13 protein-coding genes are annotated in these 26,535 nt (G+C 70.1%); 9 read left to right on the forward strand and 4 right to left on the reverse strand.

Translation table 11 applies throughout. The features are described 5' to 3' along the window. The first annotated feature begins 111 nt into the window (after nt 1-111). From K7396_RS08845 to K7396_RS08860, 4 genes are read left to right on the forward strand one after another with little or no spacing between them, the layout of a single operon-like run. On the forward strand, nt 112-3,288 hold the full coding sequence (locus tag K7396_RS08845) for a DEAD/DEAH box helicase (RefSeq protein ID WP_086719674.1): 3,177 nt from the start codon (nt 112-114) through the stop codon (nt 3,286-3,288). Next, complete coding sequence (locus K7396_RS08850; protein ID WP_152104282.1) at nt 3,285-8,756, forward strand: N-6 DNA methylase; 5,472 nt, start codon at nt 3,285-3,287, stop codon at nt 8,754-8,756. Before K7396_RS08845 ends, K7396_RS08850 begins: the two co-directional genes overlap by 4 nt. Continuing rightward, nucleotides 8,753-15,466, forward strand: a complete 6,714-nt coding sequence (locus tag K7396_RS08855) for a DEAD/DEAH box helicase (protein WP_086718610.1) — start codon at nt 8,753-8,755, stop codon at nt 15,464-15,466. The genes K7396_RS08850 and K7396_RS08855 overlap by 4 nt, the downstream gene beginning before the upstream one ends. Beyond that, nucleotides 15,463-17,796, forward strand: coding sequence for a UvrD-helicase domain-containing protein (locus K7396_RS08860; protein WP_086718611.1), 2,334 nt, complete (start codon nt 15,463-15,465; stop codon nt 17,794-17,796). The genes K7396_RS08855 and K7396_RS08860 overlap by 4 nt, the downstream gene beginning before the upstream one ends. A 149-nt stretch (nt 17,797-17,945) precedes the next feature. On the opposite strand, the gene K7396_RS08865 is transcribed toward K7396_RS08860, so the two are convergent. Continuing rightward, nucleotides 17,946-18,857 carry a MerR family DNA-binding transcriptional regulator gene (locus K7396_RS08865; RefSeq protein WP_158101135.1) on the reverse strand — a complete coding sequence of 304 codons (912 nt, stop codon included), beginning with the start codon at nt 18,855-18,857 and terminating at the stop codon, nt 17,946-17,948. 133 nt (nt 18,858-18,990) lie between these two features. Between K7396_RS08865 and K7396_RS08870 the strand changes: the two genes are divergently transcribed. The 3 genes from K7396_RS08870 (at nt 18,991) to K7396_RS08880 (ending at nt 20,405) form a co-directional block, all read left to right on the forward strand. Next, nucleotides 18,991-19,410: a peptidase inhibitor family I36 protein gene (locus K7396_RS08870; RefSeq protein WP_086718613.1), complete on the forward strand. Its 420-nt coding sequence runs from the start codon at nt 18,991-18,993 to the stop codon at nt 19,408-19,410. 122 nt (nt 19,411-19,532) lie between these two features. Continuing rightward, nucleotides 19,533-20,117, forward strand: a complete 585-nt coding sequence (locus K7396_RS08875; RefSeq protein ID WP_223659793.1) for a hypothetical protein — start codon at nt 19,533-19,535, stop codon at nt 20,115-20,117. A 9-nt stretch (nt 20,118-20,126) separates the two neighbouring features. Next, nucleotides 20,127-20,405, forward strand: coding sequence for a hypothetical protein (locus K7396_RS08880; RefSeq protein WP_223659795.1), 279 nt, complete (start codon nt 20,127-20,129; stop codon nt 20,403-20,405). A gap of 179 nt (nt 20,406-20,584) precedes the next feature. On the opposite strand, the gene K7396_RS08885 is transcribed toward K7396_RS08880, so the two are convergent. Beyond that, complete coding sequence (locus K7396_RS08885) at nt 20,585-21,385, reverse strand: VOC family protein (protein WP_086718614.1); 801 nt, start codon at nt 21,383-21,385, stop codon at nt 20,585-20,587. A 281-nt stretch (nt 21,386-21,666) separates the two neighbouring features. After that, nucleotides 21,667-22,800, reverse strand: a complete 1,134-nt coding sequence (locus tag K7396_RS08890) for an acyl-CoA dehydrogenase family protein (protein ID WP_152104281.1) — start codon at nt 22,798-22,800, stop codon at nt 21,667-21,669. Between the two features lie 225 nt (nt 22,801-23,025). Between K7396_RS08890 and K7396_RS08895 the strand changes: the two genes are divergently transcribed. Beyond that, a complete protein-coding gene (locus K7396_RS08895) occupies nt 23,026-24,633 on the forward strand; it encodes an AMP-binding protein (protein ID WP_152104280.1) in 1,608 nt (535 codons plus the stop codon). A gap of 4 nt (nt 24,634-24,637) precedes the next feature. Next, entirely contained in the window at nt 24,638-25,489 is an 852-nt protein-coding gene (locus K7396_RS08900; RefSeq protein ID WP_086720184.1) for a PaaX family transcriptional regulator, read from the forward strand. Between the two features lie 89 nt (nt 25,490-25,578). Here the strand turns inward: K7396_RS08900 and K7396_RS08905 are convergent, their stop codons facing one another. After that, nucleotides 25,579-26,313, reverse strand: a complete 735-nt coding sequence (locus tag K7396_RS08905) for an HAD family hydrolase (protein WP_223659797.1) — start codon at nt 26,311-26,313, stop codon at nt 25,579-25,581. Between the last annotated feature and the right edge of the window lie 222 nt (nt 26,314-26,535).

Consider the following 26,535-nt stretch of genomic DNA (forward strand, 5'->3'; position numbering starts at 1 on the left):
GCATCGGTATGGCCCCCTGGACACAGCGCACCCGGCTCACCGGACGACCACGCGGGCTCCCCCACAAGCACACCAGACAGCACGAGCAGACCGTTCACAGAGGAGCACCACGTGACCACGGCGAAGCAGCCAGAGGTCCCTGAGCCGCGCGACGCCGATCCGGCGCATCCGCCGTACCCGACCGGCGCGAAGCTGGTCTTGGCCCCCGGCGCCCAGGTGCGCATCCGCGACGAGCAGTGGCTCGTGAAGTCCGTCGGGGAGTCCCGCGACGGACTGATGGTCGAGGTCAGCGGGGTTTCCCCATTCGTCCGTGGCACGGACGCGGTGTTCTACTCCGGCCTGGACCAGATCGACGTACTCGATCCGCGCAAGACCCGGCTCGTGCCCGACGACACCTCCAAGCACGCCAAGGCCCGCCTCTACCTGGAGGCGGTCATCCGCAAGACCGCGCTGCCGCAGACCGAGCACGGCCTCGCGCTCGCCGGCTCCTTCCTCATGGACCGGCAGGAGCATCAGCTGCGCCCCGCCGAGCTGGCGCTGTCCATGCGCAACCCACAGCCCCGGCTGCTGATAGCCGACGTCGTCGGTCTGGGTAAGACGCTGGAGATCGGCGTCACGCTCTCGGAGCTGATCCGGCGCGGGCGCGGCGAACGCATTCTCGTGGTCACGCCCGCCCATGTGTTGGAGCAGTTCCAGCGCGAGCTGTGGACCCGCTTCGCCCTGCCGCTGGTGCGCCTGGACTCCACCGGCATCCAGCGCATCCAGCAGGAGATCCCGGCGGGCCGGAACCCGTTCGCCCACTTCAAGCGGGTCATCGTCTCCGTCGACACCCTCAAGTCGGCGACATACGCCCACCACCTGGAGAAGATCACCTGGGACGCGGTGGTCATCGACGAGTCGCACAACCTCGTGAACAAGGGCACCCGCAACAACCGCCTCGCCCGCCGCCTCGCCGAGCGGACCGACGCGCTGATCCTGGCCTCCGCCACTCCGCACAACGGCGACGCGGAGTCCTTCGCCGAGCTGATCGGGATGCTCGATCCGGCGGCGATCGCCGACCCCAAGAACTACAAGGTGGCCGCCCTCGACCACCTCTACATCCGACGCACCAAGTCCGACCGCGAGGTGCGCGACGGCCTCAAGGACAAGCCCTGGGCCGAACGCGGCGCGTCCCTGCCGGTGCCGGCTCCGGCGACACGGAAGGAGGTCGCCGTCCTGGAGAAGCTCGCGAGCGAGTGGACGCCCGGGGAACCGAACCGTTCGTCGGTGTGTGCCGATCCGCTGGTCGGCTACAACTTCCTGAAGGCGTTTCTCTCCTCCCACGTCGCCCTGCGCAAATCCCTCACCGCCCGCCGCGCCTACCTGGACAACCCCAGGAGCGCCATGGTGAAAGGCAAGGACGGCAAGAAGGCGGACTCTCCCGAGCGCCGCGCCGCCCTGGCGGCAGAGGGCACAGCCCTCGCGGAACTGGAGGCACTGGTCGCGGATTTCACCGATCAGGACTCCGCCAAGCTCGACGCGCTCGTCCGCACATTGCAGGACGACCTCAAGGTCGGCCCGGGATGCGAGCGCCGCGTCGTGATCTTCTCCGAGCGGGTCCACACCTTGGACTGGCTGGCACAGGAGGTCCCGGCCCTGCTCGGCTTCAAGAAGAAACCGGCGGCCAAGCCCGACAAGACGCGCCCCTGGCAGGTGTACGGCGGTGTCGTCGAGGTCATGCACGGCGACACCACCAACGACGAGCAGCAGCGGGAGATCATCGACCGTTTCGGTCGGGCCGACGAGCCGGTGCGGCTGCTCTTCACCGGCGATATCGCCTCCGAGGGCGTCAACCTGCACCACCAGTGCCACGACCTCGTTCACTTTGACCTCCCCTGGTCCCTCATCCGCATCGAGCAGCGCAACGGGCGCATCGACCGGTACGGGCAGGCGGTGAGTCCCGAGTTCCGTGCGATCACCCTCACCGCCGACGTGCCCTGGCGGCGCGACGAGGAGAGCGGCAGGATGCTCACGCTCGACGACCGGCTGGTCGGCGCCCGCCTTTTGCGCCGGGAGGCCCAGGCCCACGAGATCGAGACCGGCGAGGGCAGCGCCGAGGCCGTCACCGGCCTCTACGACGACAAGAAGGAAGAGGACCGCCTCACCCGCGACCTCATCAAGGGCGGCACCGTCGAACGCTCCATCAAGCAGTCCCAACAGGAGTCCGGCGGAGTCCTCGCCGACCTTCTCGCCGGCGCGAATGCCCGCCTCGCCGACCCGACAGCCGCGCCGGCCACCCCCGGCACGGGCTCGGTGCCCGAGGCCGACGTGCCCCACGTGTTCGCCGACACCAAGGCGTACTTCCACGCCGCGATGGACCTCATCTACCCGGAGGCCGAGCGCAAGGCTCTCGACTGGAAGCCCGAAACGGCCCACGGACGCATCGAGTTCACTCCGCCAGGCGACCTGCAGTACCGCTTCCGGGAGCTTCCGAAGTCGTACCTGGAGCAGGAGAAGATCCTCACCACCCCCAAGTACGACGGCACACTGCGCATCACCTTCGACAAGCGGTACGCCGCCGACCGGCTGGACGCCGCCCGCAACGCCAAGCAGGGCAAGGGCGACCAACCCACATCCCAGTGGCCCAACGTCTCCTACGTCTCCGACATCCACCCGGTGCTCGACTGGGTGACGGACAAGGTCCTCGCCAAGCTCAGGTACGACGAGGCGTTCGTCCTCGCCCACCAGCCCGACGCCGACAAGGCCAAACGGATCGATGCCGCCCTGCCCGAGGCCCTGACCAGCCCGGTCTACCTCCTCCAAGGCGTCTACTCCAACGCGGCGGGAAGGCCGACGGTCGTGGAGTGGATGGCCGTCACCGGTCTCACCGAGGCCGCTCCTCGCGTATGGCGCATGGACTCGGCGTTCCTCGCCGCCTGCGGTGTGGGCCCCGGCATGCCCGGCCGCGGCCGGCCCGTCGACCCCGACCTCCTCCAGGCACTCGTCCCCGCGGCCGTCGACGCGGCCGAGACCCACCTGCGCGAGCGCCGTGCCGACTACGACAAGCACGTCGACTCCTACCTGGCCCCGTACGAGGACCGGGTACAGGTCTGGGAGCAGGGCGCCCTGATCGCCGTGGGCAATCAACAGCAACGCCGCAAGCAGGTGTGCGACACCGCCACCCGCCGCCGCAAGCTCGTACGCCGCCTGCGGACCGACGGCGATCCGATGCTGCGGGTCCTCTGCGTCCTCGAACCCCTGCACACCACCACCGTGTCCGCCGCGTACGCCGAGGAGTCCGCACGATGAGCTACACCTACGACTCCTTCGCCAACCGCGGCGAATACCTCTCCGCCCACTACTTCAGCGAGGAGCTGGAGAACACCCTCAAGAAGAGCAGGGCAGGCGACGAAGGTCTGTTCACCCTGTGGACCAGCCGCGAAACCGACCCGCACGACCCGCGGCCCACCCCACGCGAACTACTCCCGCGGCTCCGCGGTGAGTACCTGTCCACCGTGCGCCCCTTCCTGGCCTCCCGCGCCCAGCAGGAAGAGTTCGACAGCACCTACGACGACCCGACGGGCGAGTGGACCGAGCGCGTCACCACCTGGCACGCCGCCGTCCTGAAGGCTCTCGGCTACGGCGGAGACCGGCCCGGTCCGCTCACCGTGCACCACGCGGACAGGGAGTACGCACTCCAGGTCGCCTGGCACGGTGACGGCATCCTCGCCGTCGACTGCGGCTGGACCGCCAAACTCGACGACGCCCTCGACCCCGAAAAGGCCGGACGGCTCCTCCACCCCCTCAAGACTGCCGACGGCCTCCACGAAGTCGGCGAGAAGCTCGTGGGCTGGCTCTTCCAGAGCGAACTGCACGAGCCCGGCGGCGACGCACCCCGCTTCGTCCTGCTGCTCTGCGGCGGCGTGCTCGTCCTCGCCGACCGGGGCACCTGGGCCGAAGGCCGCTACCTCGCCGCCAGTCTGGACGCGGCCCTCACCCGCAACGACACCGCGAAGGCCGGCGAACTCGCCCTCCTCACTGCCCTCTTCTCCCACGACATGCTCGCGCCCCGCCCCGACGGCAAGGGCCCCCGCATCGACGACCTCCTGAAGGCGTCCCGTGACAACGCCGTCGGCGTCAACTCCGAGCTGCGCAAGGGTCTCCAGCACTCCGTCGAGATCATCGCGAACGAGGTACTCGCCCGGTTGCGCAAAGCGGAGGTTTTGCCACGGGAGATCGAGGACCTGAAGAAGGGCCCGTTCGCCAAGCAGCTCACCCGCGAGTCGCTGCGCTACCTCTACCGCATCCTCTTCCTCCTGTACGCGGAGGCCCGTCCCGAGCTGGGCATCCTTCCTGCCAGCGACGACACGTACGAGGCCGGGTACTCGATCGCCCGGCTCCGCGAACTGGTGGCACGCGAACGAAAGCTGGTCGACGAGGACAGCCGAGGCGGCTTCCACCTGTACGCCTCCCTCGACGTCCTCTTCAACAAGGTCAACTACGGCCACCGCCCGCACGGCACCGAGGCGGACGACGACAAGCCCGCCGAGAAACGCAGCGAACTGCGCGGCCTGCGCTTCGAGCCGCTGCGCAGCGAGCTGTTCGACCCGAAGGCGATCACCCTCATCGGCCGCCGCGTCCTCGACCCCCGGTGGGACGAGGACGGGGACGAGCCACCTCGCTGGCTGGACCTGAGGCTGCGCAACGAGGCGTTGCACCAGGTGCTGCGTCTGCTGACCATGAAGGAGGCCGGCCAGAAGGGCCGACAGGGCGGCTTCATCTCCTACCGCAACCTGGGCATCAACCAGCTCGGTGCCGTGTACGAAGGGCTTATTTCTTACACCGGCATCATCGCCGATGAAGAACTCGCCGAGGTCGCCAAACCCGGCGCTAAGCAGGGCGACAAGCAGTACGGCGACCCCGAGAAGGGGTCCTGGCTCATCCCCGCCGACCGGCTAAGTCAGTACAGGGAGAACACGCACGTCGTGTACTCGGCTCAGGACGCCGAACAGTACGGCCTGCGCGGCCCGAAGAAGTACCCCGAGGGTACGTTCGTGTACCGCCTGGCGGGGCGGGACAGGGAGACGTCGGCGTCGTACTACACGCCGGAGTCGCTCACCAAGGTGACGGTCGAGCTGGCGCTCAAGCACCGCATCACCGACGAGACGCGGGCGAGCGAGCTGCTGCGCTACACGATCTGCGAACCGGCTCTGGGGTCGGGTGCGTTCCTCAACGAAGCGATCAGCCAGGTCGCGGAGGAGTACCTCAAGCGCCGCCAGGCAGAACTCGGCGTCACACTGGATACGTCAAAGACGCTCGATGCCAAGCAGAAGGTGAAGGCATATATCGCGCTCCACAACGTATACGGGATCGACCTCAACCCGACGGGCGTGGAGCTGGCGGAGGTGTCACTGTGGCTCAACACCATGCACCCCGGCATGCGGGCACCGTGGTTCGGGCTGCATCTGCGACCCGGAAACTCCCTCATCGGGGCGCGCCGTTGGGTGTACGAGGCCGAGCGCATCAAGAAGGAGCGGACCATCGGCGCACAGACGCCGACGAAGCTGCCGTTCCGGGAGAAGGGGAACGGCGCGGAGCAGCCGCTGCCGGACGGCGCCGTGCACCAGTTCCTGCTTCCGACGCCCGGCTGGGGTGCGGTCGCGGGGGCGAGCGGTGACGCCAAGAAGCTTGCCGAGCAGCTTGCCGGGCCGCAGGTCGAGCACCTGAAGGCATGGAAGAACAGCATCAAGGCCAAACCCAAGACGGTGGGTGGCAAGAGCAGCCAGCTGGCCCGGCTTCAGGCGGCGGCCAGACGAGTTGAGTTCCTGTGGCAGCTCGTCGCCAAGCGCATGGAACTGAGCGAGCGCGAGATCGCCCGCACCATCGACGTGTGGGGCACGGGCCGGGAGGAGGACGCGGAGGAGTACGCGTTCCTGCGCCGTGACAAGAAGGGCGCTGGGGACACCGATCTGCCGCTGACCAAGGAACGGGTCTTCAAGGATCTGTTCGAGGCGGAAGGTTCGCCGTACTGGCGCCTCAAGCAGGTCATGGACGCGTGGTGCGCGCTGTGGTTCTGGCCGCTGGACAAAGTCGGGCTGCTGGATGGCACGGACGCGGAGTACGGGACTGCGCCGGTCGTGTCGATGGACGCTCTGCTGTCGGCAGGAGTCGTCGGTGAGGTCGGGACGACATCACAGGATGAGCCCCAGGCAGAACCGCGTTTCGTCGAGAACGGACTGCTGTTCGCCCTCGAAGGTGACCAGATGTCCTTCGCCGACGATTCAGGTGATGGCGACCTTGTCGAGAAACAGGAGATCAAGAAGAGGCGAGTTACTGAGGCCGGGGCGAAGAAGCGCGGGGGGCCGCCCCGACGCCGCGACGTCGTGCCGCTGGCCGACCTCGATGACTGGCTCGACTTTCTCGAATCCATGCTTGGCACCAAGGACGTGCAGCAGGGCACCATCGTGTCGTCCGTCGGGTCCCTAGAGGAGCTGAACGACCTTGAGGACCTGATCCAGACTCAGCCTGAGATGGACATGGACGATGCCCGAAAGGCGGTCGAGAGCCGCTATCCGTGGATGCGTGGCGTGCGCGACATCGCGAAAGAGCAGGGCTTCCTGCACTGGGAGTTGGACTTCGCGGGCGTGTTCGCCAGTGAGGCGGGGGGCTTCGACCTCCAGGTGGGGAATCCGCCCTGGGTACGGCCGCGCTGGAACGAGTCCCTGGTGCTGGCGGAACGCGAACCGTGGTTCGAGCTGGAGGAGCGGGTCTCCACGTCGGTGAAGGCGGAGCGCCGGGATGACCTGCTGAGAACGCCGGCTGCGGCCGCCTATGTGCTGGGCGAGATCACGGACAACGTCGGACAGGTCGCGTTCTACGGAGCGCCACAGGTGTATCCATTGCTGGAAGGAACCCAACCCGATCTGTACCGCGCCTTCATGTGCCAGGTGTGGGACCACGCGTCTGTGCGAGGCACGACCGGATTCCTGCACTCGGACACACACTTCACAGGGGACAAGGAAGGTGCGCTGCGGGGTGCGGCGTATCGGCGGCTTCGGATCCACGGAGACTTCGTGAACTCCGGTCAGCGGTTTTTCCCGCGCCCCGTGGGCGACACCACGCACTTCGGTGTGCATGTCTACGGTCGCCCTCAGGACATCGACTTCAGCCACCTCTCCTGGCTGGTGTCGGCCGATGCCCTGCGCTTGTCGGCGAACCATGACGGTTCGGGAACGGCCCCGGGAATCCGCTACCAGAACGGGGAGTTCGACGAGCGCCCGCACAAGACGCGCGTGGTGCACGTCAACAGGGAGCTGCTCACGGTCTGGAAACGGCTGTTCGGTGACACGGGTCCGGTGGACGAGGCACGTCTGCTGTTTCCGGTGAGCACGGCCGAGGCGTCCGCTATTGAGGCCCTGGCGAACTATCCACTGCGCCTTGCAGATTTCAAGCCGCAGATCACCCGTGGCTACGACGAGAGTGGAGCAAAGAAGGACCGTCTGATCGACTACAACCGGCCGGACCCGAAGACGGGCGAGCCGTACGAACCCGACCGGTGGCGCCACGTGATCCTCAAGGGCACGCAAATCAGCGTCGCCACACCGGTTTTCAAGCGGCATGACGCCAACTCCAACGCGCCCTTCGGCGCCGATCTGGTCTCGCTGCCTTCGGACTTCGTACCGGACACGGAGTACGTGAGAGTGCCCGGTCGTACGCAGGAGTACCTCAAGGCGCAGGATCGGTGGATCGACCACGCCACGCTCGAACGGCTCCGGGCGAGCGACAGGGCCGTGGCGCGTGCGCGGGCTCAGGTCGCGGAGATGATGGGGGTGGCGCTGGCGGATGCCGATCCAGAGAAGGTGGATGCGCTGCTCGTGGACCGGGCGCGGAGGCGGTACGCGGCGTTCTATCGCACAGCCTGGCGGCGACAGGTTGCACCGAATACCGAACGAGCGTTGTACCCCGCGATTGTGCCTCCCGGTGTGACGCACATCGACGCCATGCACAGCATGGCGATGCCCGGAGGTCTCATGACCTCGTTGGTTGCTGGATTTTGGGCGGCATTGCCTGTGGACTACCTCCTCCGCTCTTCCGGCCGGGGGGACCTGCGGATCGCCGGAGCGAAGGCTATGCCCGCCCCGTCACCACATCACCCCCTCGCCCCCGCCCTCCTCCTCCGTACCCTCCGCCTGAACTGCCTCACCACCGCCTACGCCGATCTCTGGCAGGATCTGTACGACGCGACCTGGTCGGCGTACGAACCCTGGGCCCTCAACTGGCCAGGCATGAACACGGACCTTCACTCTGTGACCCCGACCTGGCAGCGCGACACCCCCCTCCGTACCGAGTACGCCCGTCGCGCCGCACTCGTCGAGATCGACGCTTTGGTCGCCGTCTGGCTCGGCATGGATGCGGATGCCTTGATCGCCGCGTACAAGGGGCGATTTCCCGTGCTCCAGAAGTACGAGGCGGCAAGTTGGTTCGACGCCGAGGGGTGGAAGCTGGCGAGCAATGCGCGAACCATCGGTCAGCGTCAGACCAAGGAGACCTGGACCCAGTTCGAGGCCTACCGCGAAGCGGTCGGTGAGCCGTCTTCCGAAGGTGTGCTCCCCGCCGACCCCAACGCCACACCTCCCCACGGCTACACCGCCCCCTTCTACAAGGCCAACCGAGAACGCGAAATGCGAGAGGCCCACGCCTACTTCCAGAAGCGTCTCGATGAAGCCGTGAGCAAGGGTCTCTGGGACCCGGAGAAGATGGAGGTCCCGACCTCGTGAGGCCGACCCTCGAAGCGCAGGGGCTCAAGGAGAGCCTGCTCCAGTACCTGTCCACGACGTACGGCCTCGCGGACGAGGGGGCCCGAAAGGCCCTGCACGCCTTTCTCGGGGACGAGACGACGGGGATGTTCCGCGGGCCGTACCTGCGCCTGCGTACTCCCTTCACCCCGGCCGACGACGGCTGGCAACAGCACCTGGACTGGGTACGAACGGATGGCTGGACGCCGTACGCGCACCAGGCCCGTGCCTTCGCCCGGCTCACCTCGAAGGACGGCCACACCCCCCAGCCCACCCTCGTCACCACGGGCACGGGGTCCGGCAAAACGGAGTCGTTTCTGTACCCCGTACTCGATCACTGCGCCCGCGAGCGCGCGGCCGGGAACGACGGGGTAAAGGCTGTCTTCCTCTACCCGATGAACGCCCTGGCCACCGACCAAGCGGCCCGCATCAACCAACTGCTCACTGAGTGCGACGAGCTGAGCGGCGTACGCGCCGGCCTGTACATCGGGGAGAAGGCGGCGACGCACTACGACCGGGTCTACACCCGCCGCCAGGACATGCAACTGTCCCCGCCGGACATCCTGATCACCAACTACAAGATGCTCGACCTGCTCCTGCAGCGGGCTGCCGATGCGCCGCTGTGGGACGGCAGCGACATCCGGTACGTCGTCGTCGACGAGTTCCATACCTACGACGGCGCACAGGGCACCGACGTGGCCATGCTGCTGCGCCGTCTCGCCATCGCCGTCGACGCCAACCGGCCTGGCAAGCCGCTCGGCACGATCACCCCGGTCGCCACGTCCGCGACGCTCGCCTCGGGCACCGATGAGGACGGGGTTCGCCAGCTCCTCTCCGTGGCCACCAACGTCTTCGGCGCCGAGTTCACCGAGGACGCAATCGTCGGCGAAGACCGGCTGACGGTCGACGAGTTCATCCTCGGCAACGACGAGTCGATCCCGGACGCGAAGTTCCTGCCGGGCCAGGCCACTCCTCCCGAGACACTGACCGCCTTACCTGACCCGGCCGCCGGCCCCGAGGCACTCGGGGACCTCGCCAAGGCCGTCACCGGAAGCCGTACCACCGACCCGGTCGCTCTCGGTGCCGCGCTCAAGCGCAACCGGCTCACGTACGCGGTCCTGAACGCCTTCGACGGCACGGTGCGCACATACGACGAAGTGCTCGACGTGATGCGTCGCAGTGGGGCGAGGAGCTGGGACGAGGCGATAACGACACGGCCGCAGATCGCCGCGGTGGCACTCACCCGCTTCGTCGCCCTGCTGGCCGTGGCGCGGGCACCGGAGGCACCGGCCGGGATGAGCCGTCCGCTCGTCCAGATCGAGGTGCACCAGTGGGCGCGGTCCGTGACACGCATCCTGCGTGGCGTACTGCCGTGGCCGAAGGCCGAGTTCGCGTGGGACACGACCGGGGCGCAGAGCCAGTCGCGCGCAACACCCAACACCACCACCTCACGCGACACCAAGATCTTCCTGCCCGCGGTGTACTGCCGTGAGTGCGGACGCTCCGGCTGGTCGGTGCTCGCCCCCGAGTCGGACCTGGAGGAGCTGAGCTTCGAGCCCCACAAGATCCGCCGGGCCACCGTCACGGCCGACAAGGCCAAGGTACGGACCCTGGTGGCGGCCACCGACAACGAGGCACGCGAGGGCAATGGCCGCGCCGCCATGGACCGGGCGGCGCAGAAGTCGCTGACCACGGGCGGTGCCGGCGTGCTGATGGTGCTCGACGGTCTGTCCCAGCGGCTGCGGCTGCCCGACCCCGAGGCCGACTATGACGCCGAGGGCAACCCGGCGCCCGGCAGCCCCGACTCCGCCTTCGTCCTCGTCCAGCTCGGCGACACCGCGGAACGAGCCGCCAAGGACGACTGGTGCCCGGCCTGCGGTACGCACAACGCGATCCGCTTCGTCGGTACGGGCGCCGCCGCGCTCGCCGCCGCGTCCGTCACCCAGCTCTTCACCGGTGGGGAGATGGACAAGGAGCAGCGCGAGACGAAGACGCTGATGTTCAACGACTCGGTGCAGGATGCCGCCCACCGGGCAGGGTTCGTCGCCTCCCGCTCGTACACCTTCTCCCTGCGGGCGCTGTTCACCAAGCACCTGAGCGAGCAACGGCCCATTGCGCTCAACGACCTCGTCGCCGACGTCGTCGCGGCCACCACCGACCGTGAGACGCTGGCCGCCGTCGTCCCGCCGGACCTGCACGACGACACGGGCGTGGCACGTCTGCTGTCGGGCGCGGGGCGGGGCGGGGACAGGAAGACGTGGGACCTGATCGGTGAACGGTTCGCGTTCGAGGCGGTCATGGAGTTCGGCCACCGCTCGCGCAACGGCCGTACCCTTGAGCTGACCCGTACCGCGGCCGCCTGGGTGGACATCCCCGACATACAGGGGGCCGTGGCAATCACACGTGCCGCCCACGAGGAATCCACCGATCACGGGCTGGCGCTCACCGACCACGACGACGGACGCTATCTCGCGTTTTTGCGCGGGCTGTTGGAGCGGCTTCGTACGCGGGGCGCGGTCGGGCACCGGTGGCAGGAGAAATTCCTCGATGAGGCGGGCACCAGCCGTTACTTCATCTGGGGTGGCCGTCCGCGCGGCATGAAGGCTTTCCCGAAGGGCGTCTCCGCGCCGACGTTCCTGCTCGCACGGCCCAAGCAGGGCAGCGAGTTCGACTTCGCCGCAGGGCGTCTGTCCTGGTACCAGACCTGGGCGCAGCGCTGCCTCGACATGACCCGCGAGCAGGCCGACGAGTTCTGGGTGCGGCTGCTGCCCCGGCTCACGGACGCCGGCCTGCTCTCGGCTCGCACCCCGGGCGACACGGCTGTCCGGCTCTATGGTCTCCAACCGGGCGCCATTCAGCTGCAGTTGTTGACTGACGGTCAGGTCAACGAGTCGTATGTGCGCTGTCCGAAGTGCTTCTGGGAGCAGACCGTCCACCCCTCGCTGCTCGCTCAGTATCACGGGCAGCCCTGCCAGGCGTACCGCTGCACGACCGGACGGCTGGTCGCGGGGGACCGGTGGCTGGAGACCGTGGACCGGCACGACCGGGACCGCGACTACCGCGACGACTACTACCGGAGCCTGTACCGGCGAGCCGGCACCTACCAGGTCATCACCGCCGAGCACACCGGTCTGCTCTCGCGCGGCAAGCGCGAACGCGTCGAGGACGCCTTCCGCAGTGGCAAGGGATTCAACGACCCCAATGTGCTGTCCTGCACGCCCACGCTGGAGATGGGCATCGACATCGGCGAGCTGTCCGCCGTCGTCCTCGGTGCCCTGCCGCGCCGGCCCGCCAACTATGCCCAGCAGGCGGGGCGGGCCGGGCGCCGTACCGGAAACGCCTTCCTGCTGACCATCCCCGACCGCTCCCGTCGTGAGCTGTACTTCCTCGACCGGCCACGGGACATGATCGACGGGCGGATCGTGCCGCCGGGCTCGTATCTGTCGGCCATCGAGATTCTGCGCCGCCAGTACACCGCGCACCTCCTCGACCTCGCGGCGCGCGGCCGGCTGCTGCGCGAGGACGGCAGGCCGCTGGCCGCCCTGTCGCGCAGGGTCGACGAACTCTTCGGCCCCTCCGGCTACCTCGCCGACCTCACCGACGCCGCCCTCGCCCACGGCGAGGAACTCGTCGCGGGCTTCCTCGCGCTCTTCCCCACCGGCGTGAGCGACGCCGCCCGGGAAGAGCTGACGAAGTACGCGGTTCGCGGCATCCGCAGCGCCATCGAGAAGGCCGAGCGAGAGTGGGAGCGGGAGAACCAGAAACTGCGCACCCGTATCCGTACGATCCGCTCCGCGATCGATGAGCTCAAGGAAGGCGACGACGAACAGGCCCGTACGAAGGCCGAGTTGGAGGCCGAGCTGGGTGCCGTCTCCAAGCAGGGCGCCACACGCCAGCGTCAGCCCGCCCAGACCGTGCTGTGCGACCTCGGCCTGCTGCCCAACTACGCCCTCATCGACGCCACGACCACCCTCGATGCCACCGTCTTCTGGCCCGAGGGCACCACGCCCGAGGGGCGGGCCCGTTACAAGTCGAAGTCGTTCTCCTACGGGCGGCCACGCGGCTTCGCCCTGTCCGAACTCGCGCCTGGCAACATCTTCTACGCCGAGGGCTACAAGCACCGGATCACCGGCATCGACATCGTCACCGGCCGGGACCAGGACTGGCGCCACTGGCGCTTCTGCCCCTCGTGCGGTTACGTCCGTACCGAGAACGCCGAGAAGGACTTCACGCCCTGCCCGCGGTGCGGGGATGCAGGGATCGCCGACTCCGGCAGCCTGCGGCAGATCGTCCAGCCCAGTGTCGTCACGGCCCGCGACAAGCGAGAGGATGCCAGGATCGGCGACGAGAGCGACGACCGTGATCGGCGCTTCTACACGGTCGTCGACATGGTGGACATCGACCCCAATGACTTCGCGGCGGGCAAGTCCTGGCGGCACACCAAGGAGATTTTCGGCGTCGACTACACCCGCCGCGCCGTCATCCGCCGCGTGAACGCCGGACCGCTGAGCATCGGCGCCCAGGAGAACGACCAGCTCGCCGGAAAGCCTGTGCGCATCGCCCCGTTCCACGTGTGCACCGCGTGCGGAGCCGCGAGCGCCGACGGCCGGCCCGTCTTCGACGACGACCAGGACGCCGTCGACAACTCCGCCAACCGCCAGCGCGAACTCAAGCACCACACCCCCTGGTGCCCGCGGCGGCGCGGCAAGAAGGGTGTGGATCAGGTACCGGTCCTGCTCGCCCACGAGTTGGAGACCGAAGCACTGCGGGTCCTGCTGCCCGCAGCGACCGTCCTCGTCGAGGAGAAGGTCCACTCCTTCCAGGCAGCCCTGCGTCTGGGCGTGGACAGCGCCTTCGGCGGCGACCCACAGCACCTCGCCACCACACTCGCCACCATGCCGGACCGCGACACCGCGGAGAAACGGCACTTCCTGGTCCTGTACGACCGTCTCCCGCACGGCACCGGCTACCTCGACCGCCTGACCGACCCCCTGAACTTCCGGCAGGTGCTGGAGGGTGCGCGCCGGCTGCTCGTGGAGTGCCCCTGCAACGGGGAGGGCCGGCAGGCCTGCCACCGCTGTCTGTACCTGTATGCCGACGAACAGCACATCGAGCGCGTCTCCCGCCAGGCCGCCCTGGAGATCCTCGACGAACTCCTGGGGACCGACACCGACGCCTGGGACACCAAGGCGGTCGGTAATACCGACCAGATCGGTCTTGACGGACAGGTCGAGTCCGACCTGGAGGCACGCTTCCTCAAGGCCCTGCGCGGGTGGGCCGGACAGCGCGCCGACGCTGTGCTGGAAGAGAGCGGTGACAACAGCGCCTATCTGCGCCTCGACGAGGTCGGCACCGTGCACGGCTGGCGTCTGACCGCTCAGCGCAACGAGGGTTTCACCCGTACCGACTTCACCTTCGAGCGCATCGACGGCCCCAAGCGGAAGATCACCGTCTACCTCGACGGACACCGCTTCCACGCCACCCGGCGTTACAACCGGCTCGCCGGTGACGCCGACAAGCGCAACCGGCTCCGGGCCGAGGGCCGCATCGTCTTCCAGCTCACCTGGGACGACCTCGACGCCTTCGAGCGGCAGACGAACACGGTGGAGTCCTCCGCGGGGCGGGAGGCGGCCGAGGCGGTGTGGCCGCCGTATCCGCGCAGCGCCCAGGACGTCGCCAAGCGGCTCTACGCCGAACGCGGAAGCGACGACCTCGCCGATACCGCCTTCACCGACCCCATGACCATGCTCCTCGCCTACCTGCGCAGCCCGGATGACGCGGCCTGGGGACGACGGGCATCGGCGGTGGTCGGCGGACTGCTCGGGGCCGGCAAGGAGATCCTCGTCGGCAACGGCTCCCCCGAGCAGACCCGCCAGACGCTCGATCGTCTCCTCGACGCCTGGGGCCGCACCGACGGCATGGACACGGCGCCCGTCCAGGGAACGGGCACACTCAACCTGTTCCAGACGTGCGACGAGTCCCATCTGCCCATCGCCTTCCTCGTCGACGGGGCCACCGGCCGCTGGTCCGCCCTGGCCTGCCTCGACGACACCGCATCCGACCAGCTCGGCACGCCCGAACACAAGGTGCGTTGGCGCTCCTGGCTCCAGTGGTCCAACATTCTTCAGTTCCTCGCCCACGACGGCGGCGACGGCGTCCAACTGACGACCACCACCGCGGGGCGCTTCGACACCGCGGTCCTCAAGGTCTTCGGCGGCCTCGGCGAACTCGAATCCCTCGTCGTGCGGTACGGCACCGGCCTACCCGCGACGCAACCCGAGCCCGCGGAGGCGTCTCACGAGACATTTCTCGAAGCGGCGGTCCGGGATCTGCTGTGGGACCGGGAGATCCTCGAATTCCTCGACGAGGACGAACCCGACGCCCCCCTCACCCGCCTCGCCCACATCCTGGCCGACGGCGGCAAGAAGGCCCCCGCCTACGGCTACGAGCTCGGCGAACGCGGCTGGCTCGCCGACTTCGCCTGGGACCACGGCGAACAGCGAGTCGCCGTCATGGCCGAACCGCACGATCAGACGAACGAGGAGAGCGACAAAACCTGGAGCGCCTACCGCGACGCCGGGTTCACCATCCGCTCGGCCGACGACTGGCTCACCGGCCTCGACGCCCTGCTGACCATGGTCCCCGACGCCGCCGCCCGTCCCGACTCCGAAGAACAGAGTGCCGCACGATGACCGCACGCCTGAGCCTCTACCAGAAGGCCGAGAACGAGCTCTACAAGATGGACTCGTCGGTCAAGACAAAGTTCTACGACTTCTGCCACCAGTTCCGTCTCGACCCGGATCACCCCAGCCTCGACCTCAAACCGCTCAAGGGCGACGGCCGGATCTTCCGCGCCAAGATCGACCGTGCGTACCGGGCGCTCCTCGCCCGGGCGGGTGTCGGCGCCGATGGCATCCAGCAGTGGCTGATCGTCGCCGTCCGTCACCGCAAGGACGTCTACGACCAGCTCAGCGTCGCCGTCAACCGAGTGACCGGCGAGATCGAGTTCGTCGACCTCGGCGTCGTCGGACAGAGTGTCCTCCAGCGCGCGGGACTCCAGCTCACTCCTACCACGGACGATCAGGACGCACCGGTCCCGGACGAGCAGGCCGTACCGGCCGAGCCCGCGCCCGCGCCCGTCGTGACGAAGCAACCGGCCGCACCCGCCGAACCGTTCCTCACCGGCTGCGCCCCCGAGGACCTGCGCCGTCTCGGTGTCGCCGATGCCCTGATCGACGTCGTCCTCACGGTCACGACCGAAGAGGAACTCGACCAGCTCATCGCCGGCGCCCCGCGGCTGACCGCCGAGATCCTCACCGGCCTCGGCTCCGGCATGTCCGTCGACGAGGTCGAGCGTGAGATCACCCAACCCGCCTCCGCCGAACTCGAACCGGGATTCGAGTACGACATGGCGGCGGCCCTCACCCGTACCGCGGTCACCACAGTCGACGACGACATCCGCAACGTCCTGGCCGAGGGCGACTTCCGCGCCTGGAAGGTCTACCTCCACCCCACCCAGCGCAGGACCGTCGAACGGAACTACAGCGGCCCCGCCCGGGTCAGCGGCGGCCCCGGCACCGGCAAGACCATCGTCGCCCTGCACCGCGTCGCCCGCCTCGCCACCGCCCTGCCGCCCGGCCACGGCAAGCCGATCCTGCTGACCACGTACACCAAGAACCTCACCGCCGATCTGCGCTCCCGGCTCACCTCGCTCATGGATCCGGCGCTGCTCGGTCGCATCGACATCAAGCACATCGACCAGCTCGCCCAGAACGTCCTGAACGAGAACACCGCGCCCGGCGCGCAGCGCGGCCTGACCAGCGACGACCGGGCACTGGACGTGCTGCGCGAGGTCCTCTTCGAGTACGACGAGCAGCGCTGGGACGCCGAGTTCCTCTTCGACGAATGGGAGCAGATCGTCCTCGGACAGTCCCTCGCCACCCGCCAGGACTACTTCAAGGCCCGCCGTGCCGGTATGGGCCGTGCCCTCAACCGCCCCGAACGCGCCGCGGTCTGGAAGCTGCTCGACCAGTTCACCCTGCGCCTGGGGGGCATGGGCCGTGAGACCTGGGCGCAGGCCGCCGAACGCGCGGCGCGCTACGAGATGGAGCGCGCGCGAAAGATCCATCATCGGGCCGAACACAAGGCCGGGATCGGCGGCGGCGACCTGGCCCACCTCGACGACAACAGCTCCGCGATGCGCTACCTGCGCCACCGCTACCGCCATGTCGTCGTCGACGAGGCCCAGGACCTCAGCCCCGCCCACTGGAAGATGCTGCGCGCCATGGTCGCGTCGGGCCCGAATGACCTGTTCATCGCCAGTGACACGCACCAGCGGATCTACGACCGGCAGGTCACCCTCTCCACCGTCGGCGTCAACATCCGCGGGAGGTCCTCAAAGCTGACGCTCAGCTATCGCACCACGCAGGAGATTCTCGACCAGGCCGCCAGGGTCGTCCGCGGGGCCACCTACGACGACCTCGACGACGGCACCGACACCCTCGACGGCTATCACTCCCTGCTGCGTGGCCCGGCGCCGGAGTACGTCGCCTGTGCCGACTGGACCGACGAGATCACTCAGCTCGCCGAGGCCCTCAAGCAGTGGCGCGAGGACATCGCCCAGCCCGCCGAGGACGGCACTGTTCGCGACCCGAGCGGCACCATGGCCGTATGCGTCACCGACGGAGAGATGGCCGGCCGTGTCGCCACCGACCTGGAGATGAAACACGGCATCACGACGGCGACCCTCAGCAAGGACGGCCCGCAGGGGGGCGGAGAGGTCCACATCGGCACGATGCACCGCTTCAAAGGCCTCGAATACCAGAAGCTTGCGGTCGTCGGCGCGAGCGACGGCATCCTTCCGCGCACCGCCCTCATCGACAAGTACGCGACCACCGACCCCAAGCGCTACGAACGCGAACTCAAGAAGAGCCGCAATCAGCTCTTTGTCGCCGCAACGCGAGCCCGCGACACGCTGCGGATTTCCTGGCACGGCAGGCCCAGCCCCTTCCTGCCCCTGTAGGCCCGATCGAACTCGCCGGCACAGGCCGCGGGAATTCGCGCTTCCGGGGCGGCTCCCTCCCCGGAAGCGCGCGGCCTGCGCCGGGCTCACCGCCCGCGATCCGCCGGGGCCGCGATCTCATCCCGTCGGGGCCCGCAGAAGGGGCGCCGCTATCGCGTCGGCGCCGGCGCGGCCTCCTGTCGCGTGGCGAGGGCTTCGACCAGCCAGCAGTGGGTGATTCCCAGGTTGGGGCGCGGCGCGGCGGTGATCGTGGCGACGTGTTGCCAGTAGCGGCGGAAGAGGGGGATGGTGCTGTGCAGTTGCGCGCCGATGAAGGCGCGGAATCCGGGGGTGTCGTCCTCGCCGCGGGAGCGGGCGCAGGCCCGGGAGAAGTGGTCCAGGGCCTCTCCGGGCTGGGGTGGCAGGCCGTCGGCGACGGTGCCGGCGGCGAGCTCGGAGGTATCGAGGAGTTCTGAGTACAGCGATGCCTTGTCGCGCACGTGGGGGCAGGCCCAGTAGAGGGGGAAGTCCGGGTGCCTGGTGAGGGTGTGCAGTTCGGCGTAGGCCAGGACCACTTCCGCGGTGGGGTTCTCCGGAGGCTCCGGAACGGCCTGGGCGGTGATGGCATCGGCGAGGCGCGCCGTCACGGACGCGGGAATCGTCCGCCTCCATGCCTCTGCGAGCCGGTCCTGGGCTTCGGGCAGCCGCTGCACCCGGGACAGCACTTCCAGGCGGCGGAGCCGTTCCTGTGCGGAGCAGTTGTCCAGTGCCTCCAGGGTGGCCTGGCGCCAGTGGAGTTCGGTTAATCGGCTCCGCACTTGACCCATCTCGTCGGTGATGAGGTCGCCGAGGCTGCGTTCGCCGGAGGCCAGCTGGGTGAGGGTGGAGATCGGGGTGTTCAGCGCGCGCAGCCGCTGGACCAGGAGCAGTTGGTCCAGCGCCTCCGGCCGGTAGCGGCGGTGGCCCCCGGCGCTTCGCTCAGCGACGGGCAGCAGGCCGACGTCGGAGTAGTACCGGACCGTCTTCACCGGCAGCCCGGTGCGGGCCGCCAGCTGCCCAATGGTCCATGTGACCTCACTCACAGCTGCTTGAACCTCCAGCGCACGGGAGCTCTTAGCGTACGAAGTGCCGGTCGAGCACGAGCCACAAGAAACCGGCCAACACGGCTTCCGTCTCGCGTAGTTCACGTGAGAGCCGACCAGAGGGGAACATCTCATGCGTATGCGTCACATCGTCGCTGCCGGTGCCGCCGCGACCGCACTCTCGCTCGGTGCCGCGCTGCCGGCCTTCGCCGGCGACACCCAGCCGTCCGCCGAGCGGTCCCGCACGGCGACCGCCCACGACGCCTCCGACCTCGGGGCGCTCGCGGCCAAGCGAAAGGTCAGGATCTACCAGGACGCCAACTACACGAATCGGAACACGATCTTCACCGAGAACATGCAGAACCTGAAGAAGGACGGCTGGAACGACACCATCAGCTCCGCCCAGAACCTGGGCACGTGCAGGGTCACGTTCTACCAGCACAAGAACTACGTGGGCGCCCGCTTCTCCCTGGAAAAGGGCGAGAAGGAGCCCCACTTCGGCGACCACCCCCACATGAGCGACGCGACGAGCTCCATCAAGTTCCACTGCTGACAGCGGACTGGATCAGCACGGCACCGCTGACGGGCGGGGTGCGGCGAACGGGGGGCGCCGCACCCCGCCCCGCCCTGCCAGCCCCTCCACGCGCACCGCGCGCCGCACGACGAGAGGCCACCATGCCGCCCTCCCGCGCCCGCACCACCACCGTGCTCGCTCTGCTGCTTCTGGCCGCCACCGGCTGCACCGCCGCCGAGCACGAACCCGCGCCCGCCCCGCACTCCCTGCCGGTGTCCCGGCAGGCCCGGCAGCTCCGGCTTCCCCTGGACGCCTACGCCTCGGCCCTGGCCGAGACCCACCTCGTGGAAGACGCCCAGGAGATCCTCATGCGCCGGTGCATGAAAGACCGGGGCATGGAGTGGAAGACCCTGCCGCGGGTGGCGGCCCAGGACACCGAGCCGCCGAACCTCCGGCGATACGGCGCCGACGAGGCGGAGGCCCTCCGCCACGGCTACCACCCGCGTCCCGACCCGCCGTCGGTGGTTCGGCGCAGCCGCGCCTGGGAGGCACGCGAGACGCTCCCGGCCGAGGTGCGGCGCGCGGCCTACGGACCCTCCGGCAAGGGCGGATGCCTGAAGGCCACCGACCGCCAACTCGTCGGCGCCACCGCCCCCCTCGACGACCACGCCTTCAACCAGCTGACCGGCACCGCCCTGGAAACCTCCCGGCGCACCCCCGAAGTACGCGACGCCCTGCGCGACTGACACACCTGCATGGCCAAGGCGGGCTTCGACTACCCGGACCCCTACGCCGCCGCCGGCAGCGAGCGCTGGAAGACGGCCGAGCCCACACCGGCCGAACTCGCCACCGCCCGAGCCGACGTGACCTGCCAGCAGTCCGCGAAGCTGGTGACGGTGTGGGCAGCGGCCGAGACCCGGGTCCAGCACCGCCTGATCCGGCAGAACGCCGACCGCCTGCACGAGGCGAAGGCCCGCAAGGACCGTTGGCTGGCCGCCGCCCGCCGCGTCCTGAAGCGGGCAGCGGGCGGCTGAGGCAGGGAGAAGGCCGCCGGCACGTCAAGGCTCCGCGAGGCGAAGGTCCAGGTCGGTGAACAGCCCGAGTTCAAGGGCGGGTAGGCAGGTACGCGGTCTCGCGGAAGGGCTGCGGCGGGTGGGGTGGTTGGTGCCGGTGGTGGCGGTGGTGCCGGTCCCGCTTGCGTACTCGTCCGCCGTCAGAGCGTGCCCTCCGGGGTGAGGACCACGAATTCGGCGCCGAACGGGTCCGTGCAGACGGCGAGGCGGCCGACGCCCTCGGCGGTTTCCGGGCCCATGGAGAGGGTGCCGCCGTTGCCGGTCACCATGCCGACGGTGGCATCGCAGTCGCGGGAGGCGAACACCGGGTGCCAGTACGGCTTTCCGTCGGGTCCGAGCAGGTCGGCCGGGACTTCCATGAGACCGCCGTGCATCCGTTCCTCGCCGCAGCCGGCGGGGGTGAGCAGGGTGTAGATGCCGCCCCCGCCGGGGAGCGGCATGTCCTGGGTGCTCCAGCCGAAGACCGTCCGGTAGAAGGTCCGGGCGGCGGACGCGTCGGTGGTGTACAGCTCGGTCCAGCACAGGTTTCCCGGACCGTCCGCGGCTTCGACGCCGGGGTAGCGCACCGGCTGCCAGACGGCGAACTCCGCGCCCTGCGGGTCCGTGAGCCGGGCGAACCGGCCGTCGTCCGCGCCGACCAGGGCGGGGGCGGAGCGGACCGCGCCGCCGGCCTGCCGCACCGCCGCGGCCGTCGCGTCCGCGTCGGGGGTGTGGAAGTAGAGCGTCCAGGCCGGGCGGGCGCCGTCCCCGGGGAGCGGGCCGACCGCGCCGACGGCCTTCCCGTCGAGCCGGAAGAGCGTGTATCCACCCGCGCCCTGGTCACCGTACGGTTCGGCCCGCCAGCCGAATACGGCCCGGCAGAAGGCCGCCGCGACCTCGACATCGGGGGAGCCGAGGTCGAGCCAGCACGGGGAGCCGGGGACGAAGTCAGTAGTGATCATGACGACTCCCTTCGCGGGTCCTCTCGCCTCAGCGTGCCATCCGGCACCGATCACCGCCCGTCGGCCGGGATGCGGGCGGCTGCCCCTGGGCCTGCCGCCTTGCCCGCTGGTCCCGGGACCCAGCCGCGAACGCCGCACGCGCACGAAGGACGGCGGACGCAGACGGCAGACGGCAGACGGCAGACGGCAGACGGCACGGCTTACCGGGAGGGGGCGCATCGCCAATCGGCTGCTCGTATGGATATGGGGTGCGCGTGCGCGGCGTCAGGGCCGCGCCCCGCTCAGGACCTCCCCCGGTACAGCTCCTTGGCGATGATCGAGCGCTGTACCTCCGTGGCGCCCTCGTAGATGCGGGGGGCGCGGACCTCGCGGTAGAGGTGTTCCAGCAGGTGGCCGCGCTGGAGTGCGCGGGCGCCGTGGATCTGGACGGCGGCGTCGACGACGTACTGGGCGGTCTCGGTCGCCAGCAGCTTGGCCATCGCCGAGCGGCGGGCGATGTCGGGGGCCCCGGTGTCGTACGCGGAGGCGGCCGCGTAGACCAGGAGGCGGGCCGCCTCGACGCGGGTGGCCATCTCGGCGAGCTGGTGGCCGACGGACTGCAGGTCCTTGAGGGGGCCGCCGAACGCGGTGCGGGCGCCGGCGTGGGTCAGTGCCGCGTCGAGTGCGGCCTGGGCCATGCCGACCGCGAAGGCGCCGACGCTCGGCCGGAAGAGGTTCAGGGTGGCCATCGCGACGGCGAAGCCGCCGTCCACCTTGCCCAGGACATCCGCCCTGGTCACGGGCGTGCCGTCGCACTCCAGCGTCCCGATCGGATGCGGGCTGAGCAGCTCCAGGCGGGTGCCGGTCAGGCCCGGCCGGTCGGCGGGCACGAGGAAGGCCGTCACGCCGCGCGCGCCCGCCCCGTCCGTGGTACGGGCGAAGACGGTGGCGAAGTCCGCCTCGGGGGCGTTGGAGATCCAGCACTTCTCGCCGGTGAGCCGCCAGCCGTCCGGGCCGTCCGGTTCGGCGGCCAGGGACAGCGCGGCGGCGTCCGAGCCCGCGCCCGGCTCGCTCAGCGCGAACGACGCGACCGCGCGCCCCGCGGCCACCTCCGGCAGCCAGCGGGCGCGCTGGGCCTCGGTCCCCGACTGCAGGATCGGATAACTGCCCAGGCCCTGGAGCGCCAGCGCGGTCTCCGCCTCCGTGCACTCCTGGGCGAGGGATTCGCGCAACAGGCACAGATCCAGGGCGCGCAGGGCGCCGCCGTCGGGGAACAGGCGCCGCAGCAGGCCGAGTTCGCCGAGCGCGGCGACCAGCGGGCGGTTGACCCGGCCCTCCGTTCCCTTCTCGGCCAGCGGGCTCAGCCGTTCGGCCGTCAGCGCGCGCAGTTCGGCGCACCATTCCTGCTCGTCCGGCCCCAGTACGCATACGGTCACGAAGCGGCTCCCCTGGTAGCGGTGCTCTATCGCGGTCTGTTGACTGCCGTCACGAACACGTTACGCTGACGGCGGATCCGAACGGCAGTACCCGGCCCGTCGCACGAGCCGCCCACCGCGCCCTCCCGACCGGTCACCGCACCGCCCGCCCCGCCCGGCCGCTCCTCGGCCACCCCCACGCGAGCCCGCCATGATCCGTACATCACGCCCTAGGGGGCATACGCCATGGAGCTACGGCCCTCGGCACACGCCGACACCTTCGCGCGCGACCACCTGCCGCCCCCCGACCAGTGGCCGCACCTCACCGACCTGGACTGTCCCGACCGGCTGAACTGCGGCGCCGAGCTGCTGGACGGCACCATCGCGCGGTTCGGCGCCGACCGGCCCGCCGTCCGCGACGCGAGCGGCCCGGTCTGGACGTACGGGGAGCTGCGGGCGCAGGTCGACGCGATCGCCCACGCGCTCACCGGCCCGCTGGGGGTGGTGCCGGGCAACCGCGTCCTGCTGCGCGGGCCCACCACGCCCTGGCTGGCGGCCTGCTGGCTCGCCGTCATGAAGGCGGGGGCGGTCGCGGTGACCGTGCTGGCCGCGCAGCGCCCCGACGAGCTGGCCACGATCGCGGGGATCGCGCGGGTGCGCCATGCGCTGTGCGACGTCCGCTCGGTCGACGACCTCGTCAAGGCCGAGATCCCGGAGCTGCGGATCACCACGTTCGGCGGGGACGGGCCCGGCGATCTGCGGCAACTGGCCCCGCCGTGCGGCGCGCCGTACCCGGCCGTGGAGACCTCCGCCGACGATGTCGCGCTGATCGCCTTCACCTCCGGCACCACCGGCCGCCCCAAGGGCTGTATGCACTTCCACCGTGATGTGCTGGCCATCGCGGACACCTTCTCGGCGCAGGTGCTGCGCCCGGAGCCGGACGACGTGTTCGCCGGCAGCCCGCCGCTCGGCTTCACCTTCGGTCTCGGCGGGCTGGTGATCTTCCCACTGCGGGCCGGCGCCTCGACCTACCTCGCCGACTGGGGCGGCCCCGAGCAGTTGCTCGGCGACATCGCGGCACACCGCATCTCGGTGCTGTTCACCGCGCCGACCGCCTACCGCGCGATGCTGCCCAAGCTCCCCGGGCACGACGTCTCCTCGCTGCGCCGGTGCGTGTCGGCCGGTGAGAACCTGCCCGCCGCGACCTGGCAGTCCTGGCACGAGGCGACCGGCCTGCGGATCATCAACGGCATCGGTGCCACGGAGCTGCTGCACATCTTCATCTCGGCCGCCGACGACGCCGTCCGCCCCGGTACGACGGGGCTGCCGGTGCCCGGCTTCGAGGCGCGGGTGGTGGGCGCGGACGGCACCCCGCTGCCGGACGGCGAGCCGGGGCTGCTGGCCGTCCGCGGCCCGACCGGCTGCCGCTACCTCGCCGACCCCCGGCAGACGGAGTACGTACGGGACGGGTGGAACCTCACCGGCGACGCCTACGTCCGCGAACCGGACGGCTACTTCCGCTATGTGGCCCGCGCGGACGACATGATCATCTCGGCCGGCTACAACATCGCGGGCCCCGAGGTGGAGGACGCGCTGCTGCGGCATCCCGACGTGTCCGAGGCGGCGGTGGTCGGACGGGCCGACGAGGACCGCGGGCAGGTGGTCGTCGCCCATGTCGTGCTGCGGCCGGGCGTCGCGGGCGGCGAGGACACCGTCGCCGCGCTCCGCGCCTTCACCAAGACCCGGATCGCGCCCTACAAATGCCCGCGTGAGATCGTCTTCCACACCTCTTTGCCACGCACCCCGACCGGGAAGCTGCAGCGCTTCCGGCTGCGGGGACCCCATCTAGAGTGACCCGGTGAACGACCAGCAAACGCAGCGCACCCCACGGTCCCTGATCGTCACGTTCTACGGCGCCTACGGACGCGACGGGACCGGCCCGGCGGGCGGTACCGCGGAGCCGGTGCCGGTCGCCGCCCTGATCCGGCTGCTCGGTGCGCTCGGCGTGGACCCGCCGTCGGTGCGCTCCGCGGTCTCCCGGCTCAAGCGGCGCGGGCTGCTGGTCGCCGCGCGCACCGCCACGGGCGCGGCCGCGTACGGCCTGTCCGACGCGGCCCGCCAGCTCCTGGAGGACGGCGACCGGCGGATCTTCGGCCGCCCGGCGGCCCGGCTGTCCGACGGCTGGGTGCTGGCCGTCTTCTCCGTCCCCGAGGAGGAGCGGCACAAGCGGCACCTGCTGCGCTCCCGGCTGGCGCGGCTCGGCTTCGGCACCGCGGCGCCGGGCGTGTGGATCGCCCCCGCGCAGCTCTACGAGGAGACCCGGCACACCCTGGAGCGGCTGCAACTCGCCCCGTACGTCGACCTGTTCACCGGCGAGCACGCCGGTTTCGCCCCCACGGCCGACGCGGTGGCGCGCTGGTGGGACCTGGACGCCCTCGCCGCGCGGCACCGTGCCTTCCTCGACGAGCAGGAGCCCGTCCTCGCGCGGTGGTCCCGGCGCCGCTCGGTGCCCCCCGAAGCGGCCTACCGCGACTATCTCCTGGCGCTGGACGCCTGGCGTCAGCTGCCCTACGCGGATCCCGGACTGCCCTCTCCCCTCCTGCCGGAGAACTGGCCGGGAGGCCGCGCGGCCGACGTGTTCGGCCGGCTGCACAGCACGCTGCACGCCGCCGGTGCCCGCTACGCGCACGAGGTGACGAGCGGGGCCTAGAAGCCGTCGGACCACCGTCGTCCGCCTGCGGGACGGGCGGCGGTGTGACGACACCGGCCCCCGAGCGCCCTCCTCGCCCCCGCGCCGGCTCAGCGGCGGCGCTGCTGGGCCCCCACCGCGGCGACGCCGGGCCGCGGCCTGGCGGCGGCGATCACGGAGACCACGTCCTTGAACGAGCTGCACATCCGGGTGCCGGCGACCGCGGCGAGTTCGCCGAACGTGCCGACGCCGTAGGTCACCGCGACCGGCTCCATGCGCGCGGTGACCGCCATCCTCATGTCCCCCACCGTGTCCCCCACATACGCGCTCTGCCAGGCCGCGACCCCGAGCCGGCCCGCCGCCCGCAGCACCATCTCCGGGTGCGGCTTGCCCCGCCGGACCATGTCCTGGCCGATGACCGGGCCGACCAGGTCGCGGATGCCCATGACGTCGAGCAGCGCCTCGGCGCTGCGGGTGGTCTTGGACGTGGCGACGGCCAGCTCCACGCCGTGGGCACGCAGCGCGGACAGCCCCGCGGTCACGCCGGGGAAGAGCAGCTGCGGTCCCTGGCACAGGACTTCGTAGGCGAACAGTTCGCGGTAGCGGGAGATGGCCGCCTGCACCCGGCCGTCGTCCTCGGGCCTGCCCAGCAGTCGGCCGAAAGCCGGGCCGGGGGGCTTGCCGATGGCGGCCGCGGCCTGCCGGGCGGTCACCGAACACCCCTGCTCCGAGGCCACCTTGACCAGGAGTTTACTGATCGGGGGGAGCGTGTTGGCGAGGGTGCCGTCCAGATCGAAGACGGCGGCCCTGATCGTCTCGCCGCCGGCCCCCCGCACACCTCTCACGGGACGTTCGACTTCCGTTGCTACGCGCATGGGTGGAGACCTTTCCGGATTCCGATGGGGGTGCAGGGGCTCGGGTGGCGATGCTGGCTCGGCTGGTGGGGCGGCCTGCGGTCGAGGACTGGTGAGGGCAGAGGCGGTCTCGCCATGGCGCACGGCTGTCCCGGGCGGTACGCGACCGTCAAGACGGCTGCAACGGAAGGGACCTTCCCGTTTACCGCCTTC

The sequence above is a fragment of the Streptomyces angustmyceticus genome (genome assembly GCF_019933235.1).
Classification (GTDB): Bacteria; Actinomycetota; Actinomycetes; order Streptomycetales; family Streptomycetaceae; genus Streptomyces; species Streptomyces angustmyceticus.

What these genes read in the sequence shown, in the direction of transcription:
- K7396_RS08875 (WP_223659793.1), top strand. Translation starts at nt 19,533, where the DNA reads ATGCCGCCCTCCCGCGCCCGCACCACCACCGTGCTCGCTCTGCTGCTT.
- K7396_RS08850 (WP_152104282.1), top strand. Translation starts at nt 3,285, where the DNA reads ATGAGCTACACCTACGACTCCTTCGCCAACCGCGGCGAATACCTCTCC.
- K7396_RS08880 (WP_223659795.1), top strand. Translation starts at nt 20,127, where the DNA reads ATGGCCAAGGCGGGCTTCGACTACCCGGACCCCTACGCCGCCGCCGGC.
- K7396_RS08860 (WP_086718611.1), top strand. Translation starts at nt 15,463, where the DNA reads ATGACCGCACGCCTGAGCCTCTACCAGAAGGCCGAGAACGAGCTCTAC.
- K7396_RS08895 (WP_152104280.1), top strand. Translation starts at nt 23,026, where the DNA reads ATGGAGCTACGGCCCTCGGCACACGCCGACACCTTCGCGCGCGACCAC.
- K7396_RS08870 (WP_086718613.1), top strand. Translation starts at nt 18,991, where the DNA reads ATGCGTATGCGTCACATCGTCGCTGCCGGTGCCGCCGCGACCGCACTC.
- K7396_RS08885 (WP_086718614.1), bottom strand. Translation starts at nt 21,385, where the DNA reads ATGATCACTACTGACTTCGTCCCCGGCTCCCCGTGCTGGCTCGACCTC.